Annotated in this window: 21 protein-coding genes and 1 pseudogene; 21 read left to right on the top strand and 1 reads right to left on the bottom strand. The window is 51.6% G+C overall.

Going from position 1 to position 20490, the window contains the following annotated elements; translation table 11 throughout:
* The first annotated feature begins 50 nt into the window (after positions 1–50).
* From acpP to EDM58_RS17450, 21 genes are all read left to right on the top strand, one after another.
* Positions 51–284, top strand: coding sequence for an acyl carrier protein (gene acpP / locus EDM58_RS17550; protein ID WP_023557214.1), 234 nt, complete (start codon positions 51–53; stop codon positions 282–284).
* Between the two features lie 158 nt (positions 285–442).
* Positions 443–1684: a beta-ketoacyl-ACP synthase II gene (gene fabF, locus EDM58_RS17545; RefSeq protein WP_122914471.1), complete on the top strand. Its 1242-nt coding sequence runs from the start codon at positions 443–445 to the stop codon at positions 1682–1684.
* A 54-nt stretch (positions 1685–1738) separates the two neighbouring features.
* Positions 1739–2425, top strand: coding sequence for a ribonuclease III (gene rnc / locus EDM58_RS17540; protein WP_246000834.1), 687 nt, complete (start codon positions 1739–1741; stop codon positions 2423–2425).
* 294 nt (positions 2426–2719) lie between these two features.
* The gene (gene smc, locus EDM58_RS17535; RefSeq protein ID WP_122914469.1) at positions 2720–6292 is read left to right on the top strand and encodes a chromosome segregation protein SMC; all 3573 of its coding nucleotides are present in this window, start codon (positions 2720–2722) and stop codon (positions 6290–6292) included.
* A 36-nt stretch (positions 6293–6328) separates the two neighbouring features.
* On the top strand, positions 6329–7336 hold the full coding sequence (ftsY, locus tag EDM58_RS17530; RefSeq protein ID WP_122914468.1) for a signal recognition particle-docking protein FtsY: 1008 nt from the start codon (positions 6329–6331) through the stop codon (positions 7334–7336).
* Between the two features lie 150 nt (positions 7337–7486).
* Complete coding sequence (locus EDM58_RS17525) at positions 7487–7825, top strand: putative DNA-binding protein (protein ID WP_122914467.1); 339 nt, start codon at positions 7487–7489, stop codon at positions 7823–7825.
* 10 nt (positions 7826–7835) lie between these two features.
* Positions 7836–9251 carry a signal recognition particle protein gene (ffh, locus tag EDM58_RS17520; protein ID WP_023557208.1) on the top strand — a complete coding sequence of 472 codons (1416 nt, stop codon included), beginning with the start codon at positions 7836–7838 and terminating at the stop codon, positions 9249–9251.
* A gap of 110 nt (positions 9252–9361) precedes the next feature.
* Positions 9362–9634, top strand: coding sequence for a 30S ribosomal protein S16 (gene rpsP, locus EDM58_RS17515; RefSeq protein ID WP_023557207.1), 273 nt, complete (start codon positions 9362–9364; stop codon positions 9632–9634).
* 23 nt (positions 9635–9657) lie between these two features.
* Positions 9658–9885, top strand: coding sequence for a KH domain-containing protein (locus EDM58_RS17510; protein WP_023557206.1), 228 nt, complete (start codon positions 9658–9660; stop codon positions 9883–9885).
* A gap of 81 nt (positions 9886–9966) precedes the next feature.
* Entirely contained in the window at positions 9967–10377 is a 411-nt protein-coding gene (locus tag EDM58_RS17505; RefSeq protein WP_122914466.1) for a YlqD family protein, read from the top strand.
* Between the two features lie 36 nt (positions 10378–10413).
* Positions 10414–10932, top strand: coding sequence for a ribosome maturation factor RimM (rimM, locus tag EDM58_RS17500; protein ID WP_122914465.1), 519 nt, complete (start codon positions 10414–10416; stop codon positions 10930–10932).
* A 12-nt stretch (positions 10933–10944) separates the two neighbouring features.
* A complete protein-coding gene (trmD, locus tag EDM58_RS17495; protein WP_122914464.1) occupies positions 10945–11691 on the top strand; it encodes a tRNA (guanosine(37)-N1)-methyltransferase TrmD in 747 nt (248 codons plus the stop codon).
* Between the two features lie 153 nt (positions 11692–11844).
* On the top strand, positions 11845–12192 hold the full coding sequence (rplS, locus tag EDM58_RS17490; RefSeq protein WP_023557202.1) for a 50S ribosomal protein L19: 348 nt from the start codon (positions 11845–11847) through the stop codon (positions 12190–12192).
* Positions 12193–12331: 139 nt separating this feature from the next.
* A complete protein-coding gene (gene lepB, locus EDM58_RS17485; RefSeq protein ID WP_122914463.1) occupies positions 12332–12895 on the top strand; it encodes a signal peptidase I in 564 nt (187 codons plus the stop codon).
* 31 nt (positions 12896–12926) lie between these two features.
* Positions 12927–13820 carry a ribosome biogenesis GTPase YlqF gene (ylqF, locus tag EDM58_RS17480; protein ID WP_122914462.1) on the top strand — a complete coding sequence of 298 codons (894 nt, stop codon included), beginning with the start codon at positions 12927–12929 and terminating at the stop codon, positions 13818–13820.
* Between the two features lie 70 nt (positions 13821–13890).
* Positions 13891–14667: a ribonuclease HII gene (locus EDM58_RS17475; RefSeq protein WP_122914461.1), complete on the top strand. Its 777-nt coding sequence runs from the start codon at positions 13891–13893 to the stop codon at positions 14665–14667.
* Positions 14668–14702: 35 nt separating this feature from the next.
* Positions 14703–16586 carry a hypothetical protein gene (locus EDM58_RS17470; RefSeq protein WP_246000832.1) on the top strand — a complete coding sequence of 628 codons (1884 nt, stop codon included), beginning with the start codon at positions 14703–14705 and terminating at the stop codon, positions 16584–16586.
* On the top strand, positions 16583–16870 hold the full coding sequence (locus EDM58_RS17465; RefSeq protein WP_023557197.1) for an EscU/YscU/HrcU family type III secretion system export apparatus switch protein: 288 nt from the start codon (positions 16583–16585) through the stop codon (positions 16868–16870). Before EDM58_RS17470 ends, EDM58_RS17465 begins: the two co-directional genes overlap by 4 nt.
* Before the next feature lie 6 nt (positions 16871–16876).
* Entirely contained in the window at positions 16877–17248 is a 372-nt protein-coding gene (locus tag EDM58_RS17460) for a YraN family protein (RefSeq protein ID WP_122914460.1), read from the top strand.
* A 335-nt stretch (positions 17249–17583) separates the two neighbouring features.
* On the top strand, positions 17584–19158 hold the full coding sequence (locus EDM58_RS17455; protein ID WP_122914459.1) for an Ig-like domain-containing protein: 1575 nt from the start codon (positions 17584–17586) through the stop codon (positions 19156–19158).
* A gap of 100 nt (positions 19159–19258) precedes the next feature.
* Entirely contained in the window at positions 19259–19474 is a 216-nt protein-coding gene (locus EDM58_RS17450; protein ID WP_122914458.1) for a DUF4083 family protein, read from the top strand.
* Positions 19475–20392: 918 nt separating this feature from the next.
* On the opposite strand, the pseudogene EDM58_RS26245 reads toward EDM58_RS17450, so the two are convergent.
* Positions 20393–20490: pseudogene (locus tag EDM58_RS26245) on the bottom strand (ATP-binding protein); the annotation flags it as partial.

The raw sequence follows: 20490 nt of genomic DNA, 5'->3' as shown, positions 1-20490 counted from the left end.
GGTTTTTTACATGCTCATCCACTATAATACGGGAGAGGGGGTGAAGGTTAATGGCAGATACATTGGAGCGCGTGAAGAAAATCATCGTCGATCGTCTGGGTGTAGATGAGTCCAAAATTACTTTGGAAGCTTCTTTCAAAGAAGATCTGGGCGCTGACTCCCTGGATGTAGTAGAACTCGTGATGGAATTGGAAGACGAGTTCGATTTGGAGATTTCTGACGAAGATGCTGAAAAGATCACTACTGTTGGTGAGGTTGTTAAATACATAGAATCTCACAAGTAGATCCATCAGTTGGAAGTCCCGTTTGCATGCGGGACTTCTCCTTCATTGACGCTGTTTCATGAACGATTTATTTTGTCTGCGGGCTTATGCGGACATGTTGAAAATAGATAATCATAAAGAAGATAGCCCAAGGGCTGACTTTCATAGAGGTGATCGTAATGAAGCGCAGAGTGGTGATTACCGGCGTTGGCGTCATTTCTCCGGTGGGGAATGACAAGGAAACATTCTGGAACAATCTGATCGAGGGCAAATCGGGAATCAAGCCTGTAACCTCCTTCGACACATCGGATTACCCGACCAAGATCGCGGGTGAAGTGACAGATTTTGATCCAGAACAGTATATGGATAAAAAGGAGATCCGACGTACAGACCGATTCGTTCAGTTTGGACTCGCGGCTGCCAAGATGGCTGTGGAAGACGCCAAGCTGGAAATTACGGCAGAAAATGCGGAACGAGTGGGTGTATACATCGGGTCGGGAATTGGCGGATTGACCACGTGGGAAGAGCAGCACAAGGTATTGTTGGATAAAGGTCCGCGAAGAGTGAGTCCTTTCTTCATTCCGATGCTGATCGCCAACATGGCGTCTGGAGCGGTATCGATCCAATACGGTGCGAAGGGACCTACCTCCAGTGCGATTACGGCTTGTGCTACAGGAACCAATGCGATCGGCGATGCGTTCCGTCTGATTCAGCTTGGCCAAGCGGATGCGATGATTGCAGGCGGTGCGGAGGCGACGATTCGTCCAATGGCATTTGCCGGCTTCTGCTCCGCGAAAGCCATGTCCACGCGCAATGAAGAGCCAGAAAAAGCAAGCCGTCCCTTTGACAAGGACCGGGATGGTTTTGTCATGGGAGAGGGCGCAGGCGTCGTCATTCTCGAGGAGCTGGAATTCGCGAAAAAGCGCGGAGCCACGATTCTCGCGGAAGTGATTGGATACGGAATGAGCGCCGACGCTTTTCATATTACCGCTCCGTCTCCGGGAGGCGAAGGAGCCGCCCGCTGCATGACGAACGCCTTGCAAGATGCGGGAATCGCACCAGAAGAGGTCGATTACATCAACGCGCACGGCACCTCCACAGACGCGGGGGATGTCGCCGAGACACAAGCCATCAAATCCGTTTTCGGTGAACATGCCTACAAGCTGGCCGTCAGCTCGACCAAATCGATGACTGGCCATCTGCTGGGCGCGACGGGTGGAATTGAGACGATTGCTTCCGCCTTTGCGTTGCGCGATCAGATTCTGCCGCCAACCATTAACCTGGAGAACCCTGATCCTGAATGTGATCTCGATTATGTTCCCAACCAGGCACGCAAGTCCGAGGTTCAAGTCGCTTTGACGAATACATTCGGATTTGGCGGGCACAATGCAACCATTATCTTAAAAAGATACGAGGCCTAAATGAGTCCTACTGAGCGAAAAAGTAGGAAGTCTCCTGAATTGGTGGTGAGGGTGATGAATTTTGCACGGCTGCAAGAAAAAATAGGCGTTCGTTTTCATGATGAGAGCGTTTTGCGGCAGGCATTCACCCATTCTTCCTACGTGAACGAGCAACGTGGCAAACGGATACAGGATAATGAGCGGCTGGAGTTTTTGGGCGATGCCGTGCTTGAATTGACTGTTTCCCAGTTTCTTTACAAGACATTCCCCAAGATGAGCGAAGGGGAAATGACGAAACTCCGTGCAGCGATTGTCTGTGAACCGTCATTGGTCAAGTTTGCCGAACTGCTCCAGTTTGGTGATCTCGTTCTGCTGGGAAAAGGGGAAGAGCTTACAGGAGGAAGGCAGCGTCCGGCTCTGTTGGCGGATGTGTTTGAGGCGTTTATCGGAGCCCTGTATCTGGATCAAGGATTGGACGCTGTTTTTGCCTTCATGGAAAAATACGTGTATCCCCGTGTAGATAAGGGGGAGTTCGCCCAGGTTACAGACTTCAAGAGCCAATTGCAGGAATTTGTCCAACAAGACAATCTGGGAGATATTCAGTACCGAATCGTCGAAGAAAAAGGTCCGGCTCACAACCGCGAATTTGTCTCGGAGGTTCTGCTGAATAGCCGATCACTGGGCGTTGGAACAGGCCGCTCCAAAAAAGAAGCCGAACAGCAAGCCGCCGCTCGTGCTTTGATCAAGCTGGGCGCGAAATAGGGATGCAAAAAGTCGTATGATCTCTGAAAAGGGGGAGTACGGCTTTTTGCTTCAAACCCGAATAATTCACGACAAACCACTGGGAAACTACTGCGTGTTGCCTCCCTCTATGATAAACTGATAGAGAATGCTTTCTTCGTGAAAGAAGCTCCTGTTCATACAGGGGCTTTCTTTTAGGGATGCGGCTCTATGCTCACGGAAGAACATTCGAGATCCCCTGAACCCTTCTGCACGAGTAGGATCGTGCCAATGAGAAGGGGCCAGCTTTTTTGCGATAGAAGGAGGACCATCCGTATGTATTTGAAACGCCTGGAATTGGCAGGGTTCAAATCCTTTGCCGATCGGACAGAGCTGGAATTCGTTCCTGGTGTTACGGCTGTAGTTGGCCCAAACGGGAGCGGGAAAAGCAATGTGTCCGATTCGATTCGCTGGGTGCTTGGCGAACAGAGCGCCAAATCCCTGCGCGGGGCGAAAATGGAAGATATCATATTTGCCGGCAGTGATACACGCAAGCCGGTCAATTTTGCAGAAGTTACCTTAACCTTGGACAATACAGACCGTTCGCTCGATGTGGAGTATTCGGAAGTATCCGTGACGCGCCGGGTCTATCGTTCCGGGGATAGTGAATATTACATAAACAACCGCGCCTGCCGCTTGAAGGACATCATGGAACTGTTCATGGATACGGGGTTGGGAAAAGAAGCGTATTCGATCATCGGGCAAGGAAAGATCGAGGAGATTCTCAGCACCAAATCCGAGGACCGCAGAGGGATCTTTGAAGAGGCAGCTGGGATTGTCAAATACAAAACCCGCAAGCGCGAGGCCGAGAAAAAACTGGCGGACACGGAGCAGAACCTGGTCCGTATTCACGACATCGTAAGTGAAATCACCGAGCAGATCGGTCCGTTGCAGGAACAGGCAAGGACAGCCCGCACGTATCAGGAATTGCATAGCGAGCTGGTCGAACACGAGGTGGCGCTGTACGTCCAGCAGATCGAAGCGGCCCACCAAAAATGGGAGGAAGCTTCGGCGCGCGTACAGGAATTGCAAGAGCAGCTTGTGGGACAGACTTCTCAAGCCTCGAAGCAGGAGGCCGATCTGGAGCAAGCCCGTTTTCACGTGTCGCAGATCGATCAGTCGATTGAAGAGCTTCAGCAAGTGCTGCTGACCGTCAGTGAAGAGGCGGAGAAGGTAGAGGGACAGCGCGAGGTTCTGCGCGAGCGGATGCGCAATCTGAGTGCCAACCGCCAGCAGACGATGGAGCACATGCACCGGATCACGGAAAAACAGCATGCTCTGGAGATGGAACTCGCCGAAGAAACAAAGCGTGCGGAGGAAGCCAAGCAGAAAATGAGTGACGCCCGTTCCGCGCTGAAGGAGGCAGAGGACCAGTTTTACGCCATGGTCCAATCCTTGACGGACGATGTGGAGAGGCTGAAAAGCGATTATTTTGAAAAGCTCAATGAAATGGCCAACCTGCGCAACGACATTCGCCATCAGCAGCAGCTTGTGCAGACCAGCCAAGCCCGCATGGACCGGCAACGCGTCGAAAAGGAACGGCTGGAGCAAGAAGAACAGCAGCGGCAAGAAAAGCGCAATGAACTGCAAGAGCAGCTGCGTGAAATCGATCAGGCGATCCAGGATACGCTTGAGAAATACAAGAAACTGATGGACCAGGTGCGCGAGGGACAGACTGCATCCGAGCAGGCTCGCAAAGAGCTGCGCCAGTTGGAGCAGAAGCGGGAATCCGCCAAGTCCCGTCTGGATTTGCTGCGCGAGATGCAATCGGAGTTCGCGGGTTTTCAGCAAGGTGTCAAAGAAATCCTGAAAGCTCGTGAACGCGGCTTTTCCGGGATTCACGGTGCCGTGGCTGAGCTAGTCGTCGTGCCGCAGCAGGTGGAAACCGCAGTGGAAGTGGCACTCGGCGGCGCGCTGCAGAATGTCGTTGTGGAAAATGAAGCGGCGGGACGAGCAGCGATCGCGTACCTGAAGCAGCACAATGCCGGACGGGCTACCTTCCTTCCGCTTGATGTCATCCGTTCACGCAGTATACAGGCAGAGGACAAGCGCCGCCTGGAGAAAGAAGCCGGGGTCGTCGGCATCGCGAGCGAGCTGGTCAGCTTCGAAGCAACGTATCGTCCGATTTTTGAATCGCTGCTGGGCAATGTCATCGTCACCCAAACGCTGGAGCAGGCGAACCAGGTCGCACGCACCTTGGGCTATCGCTATCGGGTTGTGACCCTCGAAGGGGATATCGTCAACGCAGGCGGTTCCATGACGGGTGGGGCGCTGAAGAAGAATACGACCAATTTGCTCGGGCGCAATCGCCAGGTGGAAGAGCTGGAAGCGCAAATGGGGCAGATCGATCAGGCAATTTCTGGGCATACTAGCCTTATGGAACAACTGGCACAGCAACAGCGGCTAAGGGAGCAGGAGCAGGAGTCGCTTCGCAGCCAGGGAGAAGCGCTGCGTTTGAAGGAGCAGGAAGTCAAGGGACTGCTGCAGCAAGTGGAATCAGAAGGAAAATCCATTGGGGAGAGGGCCAAGCTGGTCGAGCAGGAAATCGACGGCTATCAGCGCGAGCGCGAGGAAGCGCTTGTCAAACAGCAGGCTACGGAGGAAAAGCTGGCGAAGCTTGTGGCAGAGGAAAAAGAACTCACGGAGCAGATTGCCGCAGCGGAAGCCAAGCGTCAGGAGCAGCTCGAATCCAAGGAAGAGATCAACCAGAAGATCACCAGCCTGAAGGTATTGGATGCGCAGGTGAGACAGGAGTACCAATCCCGCCAGGAGCAGACAGAACGGCTGCTGGAGCAGAAAATCTCCCTGCAAAAAGAATGGGACGAGCAGAATGCCACACTTGCCTCGCTGGACGAGCTGGAAGAGACCAATGAATCCTCGGGAAGCAAGCTGGATGAGACCATCGCCGAGCTTCGCCAGGATAAAGACCGGGTAGCAGGACTGATCCAGGAGCGGCGCAACGAGCGGGCTACTCTTTTCCATCGGCAGGAGCAGTTGGAGCAGGAAGTCAAAGAGATCCGCAAAGCGGTCAAGTCCCTGGAAGACAAGCTGCATCAGGAAGAAGTCAAGGTAAACCGCAGCGAGGTAGAATTGGACCACCTGTTGAACAAACTCTCGGAAGAATACGAAATGAGCTACGATCTGGCGAAGATGAAGTATCCGCCGCGCGGTGAGATCGCGGAAGAGACGCAAATCGTCAACCGCCTGAAAAAAGAGATTGCGGCTCTGGGTACGGTGAATCTGGGCGCGATTGAAGAATACGAGCGCTTGTATGAGCGGCAGCAGTTTTTAAGCACGCAGGAAGCGGATTTGAACGAAGCCAAGGACATGCTTTATCAGGTCATTTTGGAAATGGATACGGAGATGTCCAGACGATTTAAGGAGACCTTCGATGCCATCCAGGAGCAGTTCCGCGATGTTTTTGTCGCATTGTTCGGTGGAGGCCGGGCTGATCTGTTGCTCTCCAACCCGGAGAATCTGCTGGAGACAGGGATCGATATTGTCGCCCAGCCGCCAGGCAAAAAGCTGCAAAATCTCGCCCTGCTGTCCGGCGGGGAGCGTGCCCTGACCGCCATGGCGTTGCTATTTGCGATACTGCGGGTCAAGCCCGTTCCTTTCTGCGTGTTGGACGAGGTAGAAGCCGCTTTGGACGAAGCCAACGTCAACCGCTTCGCCGAGTACATGCACCAATTCAGCAGCCAGACACAGTTTATCTGCGTGACCCACCGCAAAGGAACGATGGAGAGCGCAGATGTGCTGTACGGCATTACGATGCAGGAGGGTGGCGTCTCCAAGCTGGTTTCCGTTAAACTGGAGGAGAGCAGCAAGTTCATCGAGTCCGCTTCGTAAGATCTGTGCAAATTTACCAATTAAAGGAAGATGAAGATGAGCTTTTTCAAACGCCTTCGCGACGCGATTGTGCAAAAGTCGGAAGAGGTTACCCAGAAGTTTACCGATGGACTCGCCAAAACCAGAGATTTGCTGGTAGAAAAGGTAGAGGACCTCGTCCGCCGCTATAAAAAGATTGACGATGACTTTTTTGACGAGCTGGAAGAAATCCTGATCACCTCCGATGTCGGCGTCAATACGGTGATGGAGCTGATCGACGATCTTCGCGGAGAAGTGCGCAAACACAAGATTGAGAATGCGATTGACCTGCAGCCGATACTTTCGGAAAAGCTGGTCGCCCTGCTGAAAAACGACGAGGCAGCGGACACTGCATTGAATGTAGAGGATGGGCGCCTGAACGTCATCTTGTTCGTAGGGGTAAACGGCGTCGGCAAAACGACCACCATCGGGAAGATGGCGCATATGTTCAAACAGCAAGGGAAAAAAGTGCTGCTGGCAGCAGGCGACACCTTCCGTGCTGCAGCTATTGAGCAGTTGGAAGTCTGGGGGGATCGCGTCGGTGTGGAAGTGATCAAGCAACAGCAAGGCTCTGATCCCGCCGCCGTGATCTACGACGCGGTCCAGGCGGCGAAGTCGCGCAATGTGGATGTCTTGCTGTGTGATACGGCAGGCCGCCTGCAAAACAAGGTCAATCTGATGGAGGAGCTGGCGAAGGTTCACCGCGTGCTCGCCCGGGAGCTTCCTGGCGCGCCGCATGAAGTGTTGCTCGTACTGGATGCGACCACGGGACAAAATGCGCTATCCCAGGCGAAGACGTTTGGAGAATCGGCTGGCGTGACCGGAATTGTGCTGACCAAGCTGGACGGGACGGCAAAAGGCGGCATCGTGATCGCCATTCGCAACGAATTGAACATTCCGGTGAAGTACGTAGGGCTCGGCGAGAAAATGGATGACCTGCAGCCGTTTGATCCGGAACAGTTCGTCCACGCCTTGTTTGCAGGCTTGATTCAACAAGAGACTGAAGCGGAAAACACCCAAGGATAGCTTGAATCCGTTGACTCGATGAAGAGAAATTCATATGTCAATAAAAATGCTTGACACTAGGTGGGGAATTGGGTACTATAAACTACGTGCTGTAAAGAAAATGTCTTTACAGATTGGAGTCGAGTACCTCATAGCAAAGGATTGGTTACGATGCTCGAGAAGACCAATCAAGTCAATCTCTTGTTTGACTTTTACGCTCCCTTGCTGAAAGGAAAGCAGCGCGAATATCTGGAATTGTACTATCTGGATGATTTGTCGCTCGGCGAAATTGCCGAAATGCATGAGGTGAGCCGTCAAGCCGTTTATGACCATATCAAGCGGGCTGAAAAGCAACTTTTCGAATACGATGAGAAGCTGCGACTCGCTTGGAAGCATGAACAGCGCATGAACGTGCTGAACCGCATGAATGAGCTGGTCCAGGGGTTGGCGGACAAGGCGGCAAGAGAGGAACTGAACACTTTGCTCCACCAACTGTCAGAGATGGATTAGGAGGGCTCGCATGGCGTTTGAGAGCTTGGCCAATCGGCTGCAGAACGCGTTTGACAAGCTGCGAGGCAGAGGCAAGATTGACGAGACGATCGTCAATGAAGCGATGCGTGAAGTTCGCCTGGCCCTGTTGGAAGCAGACGTAAACTTTAAAGTGGTAAAAGACTTCGTGGCTCGCGTCAAGGAACGCGCAGTCGGGCAGGAAGTCATGAAAAGCCTGACGCCTGGCCAGATGGTCATCAAGATCGTCAACGAAGAGCTGGTTGAGCTGATGGGCGGCAATGTAGCCCAACTGACGATGTCTCACCGTCCCCCTACTGTCATCATGATGGCAGGTTTGCAGGGTGCGGGTAAGACGACTACGACAGGGAAGCTCGCCAAGTATCTGACCAAACAAAACCGTAAGCCGTTGATGGTAGCAGGCGATATTTACCGTCCGGCAGCGATCAAGCAATTGCAGGTTTTGGGTGAACAACTGAACATCCCCGTCTTCGCACTCGGTGATCAGGTTAGTCCCGTAGAGATTGCACGGCAAGCTATCGAGCATGCCAAAGCAAACAACCTCGACGTGGTCCTGATCGATACGGCAGGTCGCCTGCACATCGACGAAGCGCTGATGGAAGAGCTGAAACAGGTTCGCGAGGTAGCCAAGCCCGATGAGATTTTGCTCGTCGTCGATGCCATGACCGGTCAAGATGCGGTCAATGTGGCAGAGAGCTTCAATAGCCAGCTGGAGCTGACAGGTGTCGTTCTGACCAAGCTGGATGGCGACACGCGCGGCGGTGCGGCACTCTCCGTCAAGGCCGTCACAGGCAAGCCGATCAAGTTCGCTGCGATGGGCGAGAAAATGGACGCGCTCGAAGCGTTCCACCCGGATCGCATGGCATCCCGGATTCTCGGCATGGGCGATGTGCTCAGCCTGATCGAAAAGGCGCAAGCCAACGTCGATGAAGAGAAGGCGCGCGACATGGAGCGTCAGATGCGTCAAGGTGAGTTCACCTTTGACATGTTCCTTGACTCCATGCAGCAGCTTCGCAATATGGGACCTTTTGAGGACATTCTCGGCATGCTGCCTGGAATGAACAAGATGAAGGGCAAAATGAACGTGGACGAAAAGCAAATTGCCCGCGTAGAAGCGATCGCCAAATCCATGACGAAAGCGGAGCGAGCCAACCCTGATCTGCTCAACGCCAGCCGACGCAAGCGCATTGCGGCAGGAAGCGGCACCAGCATTCAGGAAGTGAACCGGTTCATCAAGCAATTCGATGATATGAAGAAAATGATGAAGCAGTTCTCCGGCACCGCTGAGAAGATGATGAAGAAGTCCAAGAAAAAAGGCGGCATGGGACTTCCGTTCATGGGCAAAGGCAAGGGCGGCAATCCAGGAGGCATGAACTTCCCGTTCAATTTCAAGCCCCCATTCAAGTAACTTGCATGATCTCTTCGCGCCGCTGACTGCGGTCAGAGGCGCGATGGTTCAGATATAGCAGCACCAACGCAATTGAGTATTGCGTTGATCCATACAGGAGGTGAAACAACATGGCAGTAAAAATCCGTCTGAAACGCATGGGTTCCAAGAGAGCTCCTTTCTACCGTGTGGTAGTAGCTGATTCTCGTTCCCCTCGCGATGGCCGTTTCATTGAAGAGATTGGGTACTACAACCCGGTTGCTCAACCGGCAGTAGTGAACATTGATACCGAAAAAGCGGTACAATGGATCCTGAACGGTGCAGCTCCGACTGACACAGTTCGCAACCTGCTCTCCAAAGAAGGCGTAATGGCAAAAGTACACGAAACCAAATACGGCAAATAAGCCGATCATCTGGAGGTCTGATGATGAAAGCACTGGTCGAAACGATCGCAAAGGCTCTCGTCGATCATCCGCATGAGGTTCGTGTGAATGCAGTGGACAAAGAGCGTACGCTCGTGTATGAGTTGTCGGTACATCCTGATGATATGGGGAAAATTATCGGCAAACAGGGACGTATTGCCAAGGCCCTGCGCACCGTCGTGATGGCTGCTTCCGTCGATACGGACAAGCGCGTCACGGTTGAGATTGTCTGAGAAAAGGCTGGGAGCTTCCCAGTCTTTTTTTTCGATGATAAAGCGGATCGATCTTTCTTGCGTCGAAAGGAAGTGGCAAGCATGCTTACGATTTATCGCTCTGTCCAGGTGAAAATCATCATGACAGAGGCGGCTAGGGCTGTTTTGGTCGATCAGTACCAAAGGCAGATTCAGCAGCAAAAGGACGAATGGCAGCGATGGCAATTCCAGGCGAAGAAAATTCTTGCCGATGCGAAGAAAAAATCGGCGGAACGCTATTCGCTGGCGCAAGAAAAAATCGCCCGCGAGGAACGGCAACGGCAGGAGAAGCTGGAGAACCTCCAGTACCAGCTCCTGCAAGCAGAGAAATTGCCCATTGGCAGCGAACTGGATTATCAGACCGTGCAAAGCCCCGTCACCATCCAGGTGGGAGACGTATGGGATGATATCATGGCTGGAACGGAAATCCTGATAAAAGACGGGCGAGTGCATGAAATCCGGCAACGGAGTTGATGAACTTGCTCAGCCACCTATAGAGGAGGGTATCATTTGACCCAGGAGCGTTTTTTTACAGTAGGGAAGCTGGTGAACACGCATGGCTTGCGCGGAGAAGTGCGTGTGATCTCGACCAGCGATTTTCCCGATGAACGCTTTCGCAAAGGAAGCGAGCTGTATCTGTTTCATTCTTTGCTCGACCAGCCATTGAAGCTCAAGGTTGCTTCGCGGCGTGCCCATAAGGATTTCGAGATCATCAGCTTCCAGGGATACGGTCACATTAATGACATCGAGAAGTACAAGGGTGGCGAATTGAAGGTGCCGGAATCCGACCTGATGGAGCTGGAAGAGGATGAGTTCTACATTCACGAACTGATCGGCTGTGAAGTGGTCACGGATGAGGGAGAAGAGCTTGGGACCATCACTGAGGTCCTCCAGACAGGGGCCAATGACGTCTGGGTGGTCAAAGGCAATCGCGGAGAGGTCTTGCTGCCTTACATCGATGATTGCATCAAGGAAGTCGATATTGCGAACAAGCGTGTCGTCTGCCATCTGATGGAAGGCTTGCTGTGAGGAGGGGTCATCTTGCGTATTGATATCCTCACACTGTTTCCGGAGATGTTTCCCGGCGTTTTGTCGAGCAGCATTCTGGGCAAGGCGCAGGAAAAAGGCATCGTCCAGTTCGAAGTGATCAACTTCCGCAATTACTCGGAAAGCAAGCACGGAACCGTGGACGATACGCCTTATGGCGGCGGCGGTGGCATGGTGTTGAAGCCGGAGCCGCTCTTTCGTGCTGTAGAAGCTGTGACGACGGACAGCAAGCCGCGTGTGATCCTCCTGTGTCCGCAGGGCGTGCCGTACAATCAAAAGCTGGCGGAGGAACTCGCCAAAGAAGAGCATCTGATCCTGATCTGCGGCCATTACGAAGGCTACGATGAACGCATTCGCGAGCATCTTGTGACAGATGAGATCTCGATCGGTGATTACGTTCTGACTGGCGGAGAGCTGGGCGCGATGGTAATTGCCGACAGTGTGGTGCGTCTGCAGCCGGGCGCGTTGGGGAATCAGACGTCTGCGGTGGAGGACTCCTTTTCCACTGGATTGCTGGAGTATCCGCACTACACCAGGCCGGCGGAATTTCGCGGCTGGAAGGTGCCGGATATTCTCTTGTCCGGCCACCACGCCAATATCGACAAGTGGCGTCTGCGGGAATCGCTGCGGCGCACGTATGAACGCAGGCCTGATCTTTTGGACAAGCTGGAATTGACGCCAGAGATGAAAAAATGGCTGCAAGAAATCAAGGAAGAGAAAAAAATGGCGGACAAACCGTGAGAATCGCCTTGTGCAATGCACTTCCATATGGTACTATATTTCTTGTGGCAATTTTGCCCGCTGACTAAGGCGGTCCGCTACTCGTAACTCAGTTTTTGAACTGAACGATTGAATAGGCGAGTAAGAACGTCTGATCGGAAGGAGGGAATTCAAATGAACCAAGTGATCCGTGAATTGGAAAAAGAGCAATTGAAACAGGACATTCCTGCGTTCCGACCTGGTGACACCGTACGTGTACACGTAAAAGTTATCGAGGGTCAGCGCGAACGTATCCAGTTGTTCGAAGGTGTTGTTATTCGCCGTCGTGGTACTGGTATCAGCGAGACATTTACTGTTCGTAAGATTTCTTACGGCGTAGGCGTTGAGCGTACGTTCCCGGTGCATACGCCGAAAATCGACAAGATCGAGATCGTGCGTCATGGTAAAGTACGCCGTGCGAAACTGTACTACCTGCGTGACCGTGTGGGTAAGGCAGCTCGCATTAAGGAAATTCGTCGATAAGCGTTTGTTCACCCATAGAAAAAGGCACTGGCCTGCTAGCCAGGCCTTTTTTTCTACTTTCAGAAGGATTTCACTCGCTGCCGCGATGATGAATGAAAGTGTATAGCCCATACATGCCTTTCGTGAGGAGGGGTATAACATGCATGAAGAAGCTGGTGTCAGCCAGGCCAAAAAACGTGAATCATGGGAATGGATCAAGGCGCTGGTCATTGCGGTACTCCTCGCCCTGCTGATTCGCACCTTCCTGTTCGCTCCGTTTATCGTGCAGGGAGAATCGATGGAAACTACCTTACATAATCATGAAAAGCTAGTTGTGAACAAAGCGATCTACTTTATGCGGGAACCGAAACCAGGCGAGATCGTCGTGTTTCATGCTGACGCAACCCGGGACTACATCAAACGGGTGATCGCTGTAGCCGGTGATCGTGTCGAGGTGAAAGACGATCAGCTTATGGTAAACGGCAAGGTTGTCGAAGAACCTTATCTCGAACGAAAAGAAGAGCGGGCAAAAGAGCAGGGGGAGCTTCATTTTACGTATGATTTTCCGCCTGTTGAGGTACCACAAGGACATCTGTTTGTCATGGGTGACAACCGATTGAACAGTGAGGATAGCCGGGTAATCGGTCCGATCGAGGTCAGTTCAGTAGTTGGACGTGCGGAATTTACCTTCTGGCCGATTAGTCAAACCCGGTTTACTCGATAAAAATCAGGGTATTCAAGGTAGGTGATCCATCATGACCATCCAATGGTTTCCTGGACATATGGCAAAAGCGCGCCGTCAAGTAACGGAAAAGCTGGCGCTGATCGACGTCGTGATCGAATTGCTGGATGCGCGTCTCCCGCTGTCCAGCCGCAATCCCATGATTGATGAGATTGTCAGTGAAAAACCGCGGTTGATCCTGTTGAACAAAGCCGATCTGGCAGATGAAAAAGCCACAGAGGAATGGATGGGCTATTTTCGCGGTCTCGGCATCCGTACCCTGCCGATTGACGCTTTAAGCGGAAAAGGCGTAAACAAGCTGCCGGATCTGTGTCGTGAGCTGGCTTCGGATATGCTGGCAAAACGCGCGGAAAAAGGCATGCAGGCACGTGCGATCCGAATCATGATACTCGGAATCCCCAATGTCGGAAAATCCTCTCTGATCAATCGTTTGTCAAAGCGCGCCGTAGCGCAAACAGGGGATCGTCCTGCTGTAACCAAAGCGCAGCAATGGGTAAAGATGGGCGATACGCTGGAGCTGTTGGATACGCCGGGGATTTTGTGGCCAAAATTCGAAGATCAGATGGTGGGGCTTCGCCTTGCCGCAAGTGGCGCGATCAAGGACGAGTTGATCGACTTTACGGAAATAGCGCTGTTCGTGATTGCCTATATGATGCATTACTATCCGGAACGCCTCGTGGAGCGCTTCAAACTAAAGGCGCTTCCGGCAGACAAGGTCGCAATGCTGGAGGAAATTGGCAAAAAACGCGGCTGTCTCATCTCCGGCGGAGAGATCGACTACGACAAGGCAGGAGAAATTTTCTTGCGTGAGCTGCGCTCCGGCAAGCTGGGACGGGTGACGCTCGAACGGCCTATCGATTGGGAAATGGATGAACCAATTGGCAAACCGGTCGCTTTTCCAGAATGAGTCATGCATATACGAGGAAACTGCCTATCGTGAACGGTAGGCGGTTTTTTACATAGGGAGAAATGAGTGAATGGAACTGGCGGAGTTGTCGATAAAGGAAATACGGGAAAAAATCGAAAAATTGGACGAAGTACCGAAAGATTTTCTAGAATGGATGAAAGCCGACCCGCGCAAAGGCGTCCAGGATCTCGTCCGACAGGTTGAGGCCGCTGTAGCCCGCCGGGAAAAGCTGGCTGCCATGTGGACGGAAATGACGCAATACGAGCGAGCCATGCGGGAAAAAGGACATGTCCATGTGTTTGGCGTCGATGAGGTAGGACGAGGCCCCTTGGCAGGTCCAGTCGTAGCGAGTGCTGTCTGCCTCCCGTCGGATTTTTATTTGCCGGGACTGAACGATTCCAAAAAAGTACCAGCGGCGACGCGTGAGGCCTTTTGCGAGGTGATCATGCGGGATGCGCTGGCTGTCGGAATTGGAATCGTGGATGCTGCACGCATCGATGCCATCAACATTCTGGAAGCGACCAAAGAAGCGATGCATCTCGCCATCAAAAATGCAGGGCTTGCCCCGGATGTCTGTCTGCTGGACGCTGTTCGGCTGCCGGGACTGGCTTGCGAGCAACTTCCCATTATTGGCGGAGATGCCAAAAGCGTCTCGATCGCAGCGGCTTCCATCGTAGCGAAAGTCACGAGAGACAGCATGATGACAGAGTATGCAAGCCAATATCCGGAATACGGGTTTGACAAAAACGCAGGGTACGGAACAGCCGAGCACCTGGCTGCGATTCAGCGTTATGGACCTACGCCGATTCACAGAATGACGTTTACGGGTGTCAAGGAGCAGGCGTAGCACCCTTTGTTTCACAGTCGTGAAGGAGGAGATTGATGATGTATTCCCCCTCGCAGTTGCTGCAATCGATGACACAGCGCGCACCTGTAGCTGCAGCCAAGCCTATAGAGCTTGTCCCAGGCCAGGTTTTCAAAGGCACGGTCATCAAGCATTACCCGAATCAAATGTCGTTGGTCCAGATCGGTCCCATCCAGGTACAGGCAAAAATGGAGGCCAATTTGGAACCCGGTCAGAAAGCATGGCTGCAGGTACAGCCCTCCTCTGATGTTGTCACTTTGAAGGTGTTGGATACCCCATTGGAAGGCAACGCCAAAGGAGGCGCCAGCCTGGAAGGTCTGATGCGCTCGCTCGGCTTGCCGGAATCAAAGGAGAGCCGCGCCATTGTCCAGGCCTTGCTGAACGCAAATCAGCCTGTCAGCAAAGAAACGGTGCAGGCTTTTATGGGAGTCGCGCGGAAGCTGGGGATGGATAATGCGACGATCCAGGCATTCATGACCGCCTTAAAGCGTAATCTGCCGCTGACAGCAGAGACGGTTGCAGGATTGAAGGCTTTTTTCTCCGATCGTCCTGTAAGTCAAGCCATGCAGAGCTTTATGCAGCAGGCAGCCCGTTTTCTCGAGGCGAATGGAGACTCGGCTCGTACGACTGGCTCCGCCATACCGGGGAATCCGACACCAGCAGGGCCAGGAGGGCAAACGACTGGTCAAACGATGCCACCCCCAATCGGAGACGTACGCCAACTGGTAGGTCAATTGCGGGACAAGCTGGCGGCAATGCCTGTACTGCTGGGCGTTGGAATGGAAGCCGATGAGCAGTCTGCCTCATCGCAATCTTCCGGGAACCGCCAAAACGCAGCAGGACAAAACACGCAAGCAATGGTTCAGCAGCCTGCAACGACGGCATCAGCGGCAACAGGACCACAAGCGGCTGCAACTGCGCAATTACCCTCATCCAGCCAGCCCTCTTCTCCAATCACTCCCAACCAGATGCTTGCGGGAGATCAGGGAAAAGGGCCTGTTGCTCGTGAGGTCATCACCGACGCTCGTCAAGCGAATGCGGCTCCCCCAACACAGCAGATGGCAGGATCTCCGCTAGAGGGCAAGGGGCCCGCTCCGACAATGACGACGACAGCACCCTCTTCGGGAACTGTGATCCCTCAGCCGGGACAAGGCACACCTGTAACGGCTGAGCTGAAAGCCGCTCCACAGCAGGTTGTTTTGGATACTGGCAACCAACCACAGCAAGCGCTGGCGCAGAGTCAGCCGTCTACCGCCAGAAATCACCCGATTCTGCAGCTTTTTCAGCAATTGGGCATTACACATGAACGTGATCTGATGGGACAAATGATTGCGGGCAGCTCCTGGGAGGCAGGGGCGCATAAGCAGATGGAGAGCGTCAAGGCCATGCTTTTGCAGCTGACGCAGAACCATGCACAGGCGATCCCCACAGCTTTACGCGAGGCAGCCGATCAATTGCTGCAGCAGGTTACGGGGCAACAGCTTATGTTAACGCAACCTGCGAATCACTCCCTGTCACAGATCGTGATGCAAATTCCGCTGCGAACGGAGCAAGGGGACGAGACGGCCTACGTACAGATCGAATCGAAGAAAAAAGGAGCCGGACAGCTGGATGCCGAAAATTGCCGCCTCTTTTTCCATCTCGACCTGCAAGCCTTGGGAACCACGATGATCGACGTCAATATCGTCAATAAAATCATCAGTTTGCAGATTTTTAACGATACACCTGGCATCGAAGCGTTGGCGCATGCGATGAAAGGCGGCTTTACGGATCAGCTCCACGAGGTGGGGTATCAGCTTTCCTCCATGCGCGTGCAGTCTGTTCCCAAGCAGAATCAGAAAACATCAGCAGCAAAGAGCGCCATGATGAGCGACTACAAAGGGGTGGACCTGCGCGTATGAATCAGGAGACGCCACCCAATCAAAACAAGCGCAAGCAGGCTGTAGCGCTCAAGTACCAGGCGGGAACGATGGAGGCTCCGAAAGTTGTAGCCAAGGGATCCGGCTACGTAGCGGAAAATATCCTGAAGGTAGCCCAGGATCATCAGATACCGGTACAGGAGGACCCATCGCTGGTAGAGGTGTTGGGCAAGCTTGACTTGAACCAGCAAATTCCACCGGAGCTTTATCAGGTAGTGGCGGAGGTGCTTGCTTTCGTCTATCGCCTGGACAAGGGGAGGAAATAACAAGCGATGAGCATGCGCAGGCGCGTCCTCGGACAACAAGGCGAAGATTTGGCCTGTCTGTATTTACAGGACAAAGGGTATGTCATTCGGGAACGAAACGTGCGGACCAGGCACGGCGAGATTGATGTCATAGCCTTGGATGGACGGACACTTGTTTTTGTGGAAGTGCGCACACGCACTGCGGATGCATATGGGACGGCTCAAGAGTCCATCACCTGGAAAAAGAGACAAAAGCTGCGCGAGCTTGCCCTGGCTTATCTGCAGCGGCAGACGGAGTCGTTTCCATCCTTTCGCTTCGATGTCATCGCCATTACGTGTCCATTGGGAAAAGTGGACGGGGTGGCGACGAAGATCGACCATATCGAGTACGCTTTTTGATTGAGAATGGTTTCGCAAGCGTACGGAACGTGGAAAAAACGGGCGCAAGATATGCTGGGGAATGGGGATACGTCTACAGCAAGGCGCTCACGTGCGACGTATGATGTATTGTACTCGACGCGATGAAACTCCTCCAAGCAACAACTTTCGCCTTCCAGCCTGTCTGGAAGGCATTTTTTTATGTCTGACAGCGAGGTTGGAACGAGAAAACCATGATTGTCAATGGTTTTTCCTCAAATAAATTTCAAAGAAATCGTGTTATTTTTTTCATTCTTGCGTGACATTTTCCAATTCAATTCGTCAAATAAAGTAAGAGGATACATAGGAGGATTATCATGCTGCGTAAAACCGGAAAGCTTGTGTCAAGTTGCATCTTGACAGCACTGTTAGTAAGTAGTTTTCATATCTCGTTTCCCGTGACGGCCCAAGCCCAAGAATTGGATCGGATCGCGGCCGTACAGGCGTCAAGCACGTTAAAGGCGAGTATTAGCAAAGTAAGTTTGGAAAAAGGCGATACGAAGAAGGTAACGCTCACTTATGGCGGCTCTTCCTTAACAGCATCCAAAGCGACGTGGACAACATCCAAATCGTCTGTGGCGACAGTGAAGAATGGGACGATTACGGCAAAAGGAGAAGGAAAAGCAACCATAACGGCTAAATACAGCGGAAAAACCGTTACGATCGACGTAACCGTTAAAGAAGAGAAGGAAAAATTGGTAGCGACCGAAACCAAAGTAACGATGGTCGAGGGAGATACGGCAACCATTAACTTGAAATACGACGGTTCAAAATTGACTGGCTCCAAAGCGGACTGGAGCACCTCCAAGTCGTCTGTAGTGACCGTATCCAATGGAGTGTTGACTGCCAAGGCCAAAGGAACCGCGACGATCACCGCCAAGTACAAAGGTGAAACCGTAAAGATTCAGGTCACGGTAAATGAAGATACGAAGAACAAGCTGGAAGCCGCCGAAACCAAAGTAACGATGGTTAAGGGAGATACGGCAACGATTAACTTGAAATACGACGGTTCAAAGTTGACGGGCTCCAAAGCGGACTGGAGCACCTCCAAGTCGTCCGTAGTTACGGTATCCAATGGAGTGTTGACGGCCAAGGGCAAAGGAACCGCGACAATTACTGCCGAATATAAAGGTGAAACCGTAAAAATTCAGGTCACGGTAAATGAAGAGTCGAAAGATAAGCTAGTCGCCACCGAAACAAAGGTAACGATGGTCAAGGGCGATAAGCAGACCATCCGCCTGAAATACGATGGCTCGACTCTTTCAGGCTCCAAAGCGGATTGGAGCACCTCGAAGTCTTCCGTAGTGACCGTATCCAATGGAGAACTGACTGCGAAGGGCAAGGGAACCGCGACAATTACCGCAAAGTACAAGGGAGAAACCGTAAAAATTGAAGTCACGGTAAATGAAGAGTCGAAAGACAAACTGGTAGCAACCAAAACCAAGATTAGCATGGATAAGGGAGATACCGAAACCATCAGTCTGAAATACGACGGTTCGAAGCTGACCGGTTCCAAAGCCGAATGGAGTACGTCCAAGTCGTCTATCGCTACGGTTAAAAACGGTGTTGTGACAGCAAAGGCAGCCGGGACAGCAACGATCACAGCTGAGTACAAAAATGAGAAGGTCAAGATTGAGATCACCGTATCAGATTCCAACGATAAACTGTCAGTCGATGACGACAACATCTCCATCAAAGTAGGGAAAAAGGAAACCATCAAAGTTACTTACAATGGCAAAAAAGTATCTGGCTCCGATGTGAAATGGAGCACCTCCAAATCCTCGGTCGCTAAAGTGAAGGACGGCGTTGTCACAGGCAAGAAGAAGGGGAATGCTGTCATTACCGCAAAATATAAGGGTGAAGAAGTAGAGATTAAAGTGAAAGTAAAATAATCTGGCGAACACCCATCATGTAACCCACTGAATGCAAAATGTGTTCAGTGGGTTTTGGCTTGAATGCATATAACTAACGAATGAAAGCGGAGGAATCACTATGTTGGAATTCGGTTCAGTTGCCTTAGAATGGGGAACTTTGCTTTGGCAGTTGATCTTTTTTCTGGTTCCATTATCGCTTTTTATTTTCGTGATCTATTTCCTTGTTAAAGTGTTGGCGTATATGAACGCCAAAAAACAAATGGATCAGGAAAGAAACCAAAAGCTGGACACGATTGTCCGAATACTTGAACAAGAACAACAAAGAAATGAATAGGAAAAAGCAAAAAGGAAAACTCTTGCTCATAAGGCATTAATTAGTTCGCATGGAGGGTGTTTTGTTTTGAAAAAATAGCGTTCATACTTCCACTTGCTATAGCCATGACACTTGGATGGTCAGGGACAACGATTACATCCATTGATGCTGTGACTGTTGCCCCAACCCAACTGAGGCAGATTGGGGAAGAACAAAAAATTACCGTTGAAAAACTTGTTGTACAAAGAGAACATGACATTTTTTCGTTCACAAAACCCTCCGAAAGCATGGGGATTGTTGTGAGTGCAAAAGATTTATATACGCTGGCTTACCAAGCGGGGAGGACCCCCATATATCCCCGATGAAGGCGTGAATGAATTTCCTAGGAAGGATATTGTCATTTATGTAGATCCCAAATACCCGAGTGATGCTTTCGTTGGTGTACAAAATCCGAGCAGTCTAGAGGAATGGCAGGTTTACAAAGTCCAAGATTACAGTAGTTGGCTGAGAAAAGAAATTGATTTATACATCTCCCTATATACGGGTTTGTAAAACTTCAGCCTCTTGATCATTGATCAGGAGGCTTTTGTTTATGTGTCGAAATGAAGTACTCGATTCGTGTCCGTGATTAGCTTCAAGCAAATGGTAGGCGCGCATCTTGCTCCTCGGAGAGCCTGCTTTGGACGGATCACTTTGCCAGGCGGACCGGAGTGCTGACCATTTTCGTGTATTTACGATGCCTTTTCCAGCGTGTTAGTTCATGTATTATACTGTCATTATCAGTAACACTGAAAGGGAGTGATCCGATGAGTCTTTATGACATTCATGTGGGAAAGTTACTTAACGGGAAACGGAAATTTGATGGGCATGGATATTATATGTATACAACAGAAGGGGAGCTGATGTAACCGTCAAGTAGTTTTGAACACTTTTTGCTCATTAAGATTGAACACTTTTTTCTCCGAAAATAGAGCTCCTGTATTTGATTCTGTAGCTGTCTTCGTTTAGTTGGATCACTTCCACTCTGTGAAGCAATC

Source organism: Brevibacillus panacihumi (assembly GCF_003710985.1).
In the GTDB taxonomy this organism is placed as follows: Bacteria; Bacillota; Bacilli; order Brevibacillales; family Brevibacillaceae; genus Brevibacillus; species Brevibacillus panacihumi.
Note: the sequence above shows the minus strand (reverse complement) of the source record. Positions and strands in the feature narration are given on the sequence as shown.

Excerpts from the sequence above, each read along its gene's own strand:
- EDM58_RS17510 (WP_023557206.1), top strand. The coding sequence starts at position 9,658 with ATGAAAGCACTGGTCGAAACGATCGCAAAGGCTCTCGTCGATCATCCG.
- smc (WP_122914469.1), top strand. The coding sequence starts at position 2,720 with ATGTATTTGAAACGCCTGGAATTGGCAGGGTTCAAATCCTTTGCCGAT.
- EDM58_RS17475 (WP_122914461.1), top strand. The coding sequence starts at position 13,891 with ATGGAACTGGCGGAGTTGTCGATAAAGGAAATACGGGAAAAAATCGAA.
- rplS (WP_023557202.1), top strand. The coding sequence starts at position 11,845 with ATGAACCAAGTGATCCGTGAATTGGAAAAAGAGCAATTGAAACAGGAC.
- fabF (WP_122914471.1), top strand. The coding sequence starts at position 443 with ATGAAGCGCAGAGTGGTGATTACCGGCGTTGGCGTCATTTCTCCGGTG.
- EDM58_RS17470 (WP_246000832.1), top strand. The coding sequence starts at position 14,703 with ATGATGTATTCCCCCTCGCAGTTGCTGCAATCGATGACACAGCGCGCA.
- EDM58_RS17525 (WP_122914467.1), top strand. The coding sequence starts at position 7,487 with ATGCTCGAGAAGACCAATCAAGTCAATCTCTTGTTTGACTTTTACGCT.
- EDM58_RS17450 (WP_122914458.1), top strand. The coding sequence starts at position 19,259 with ATGTTGGAATTCGGTTCAGTTGCCTTAGAATGGGGAACTTTGCTTTGG.
- acpP (WP_023557214.1), top strand. The coding sequence starts at position 51 with ATGGCAGATACATTGGAGCGCGTGAAGAAAATCATCGTCGATCGTCTG.
- rpsP (WP_023557207.1), top strand. The coding sequence starts at position 9,362 with ATGGCAGTAAAAATCCGTCTGAAACGCATGGGTTCCAAGAGAGCTCCT.
- ylqF (WP_122914462.1), top strand. The coding sequence starts at position 12,927 with ATGACCATCCAATGGTTTCCTGGACATATGGCAAAAGCGCGCCGTCAA.
- lepB (WP_122914463.1), top strand. The coding sequence starts at position 12,332 with ATGCATGAAGAAGCTGGTGTCAGCCAGGCCAAAAAACGTGAATCATGG.
- EDM58_RS17455 (WP_122914459.1), top strand. The coding sequence starts at position 17,584 with ATGCTGCGTAAAACCGGAAAGCTTGTGTCAAGTTGCATCTTGACAGCA.
- ftsY (WP_122914468.1), top strand. The coding sequence starts at position 6,329 with ATGAGCTTTTTCAAACGCCTTCGCGACGCGATTGTGCAAAAGTCGGAA.
- ffh (WP_023557208.1), top strand. The coding sequence starts at position 7,836 with ATGGCGTTTGAGAGCTTGGCCAATCGGCTGCAGAACGCGTTTGACAAG.
- EDM58_RS17465 (WP_023557197.1), top strand. The coding sequence starts at position 16,583 with ATGAATCAGGAGACGCCACCCAATCAAAACAAGCGCAAGCAGGCTGTA.
- EDM58_RS17460 (WP_122914460.1), top strand. The coding sequence starts at position 16,877 with ATGAGCATGCGCAGGCGCGTCCTCGGACAACAAGGCGAAGATTTGGCC.
- rnc (WP_246000834.1), top strand. The coding sequence starts at position 1,739 with ATGAATTTTGCACGGCTGCAAGAAAAAATAGGCGTTCGTTTTCATGAT.
- EDM58_RS17505 (WP_122914466.1), top strand. The coding sequence starts at position 9,967 with ATGCTTACGATTTATCGCTCTGTCCAGGTGAAAATCATCATGACAGAG.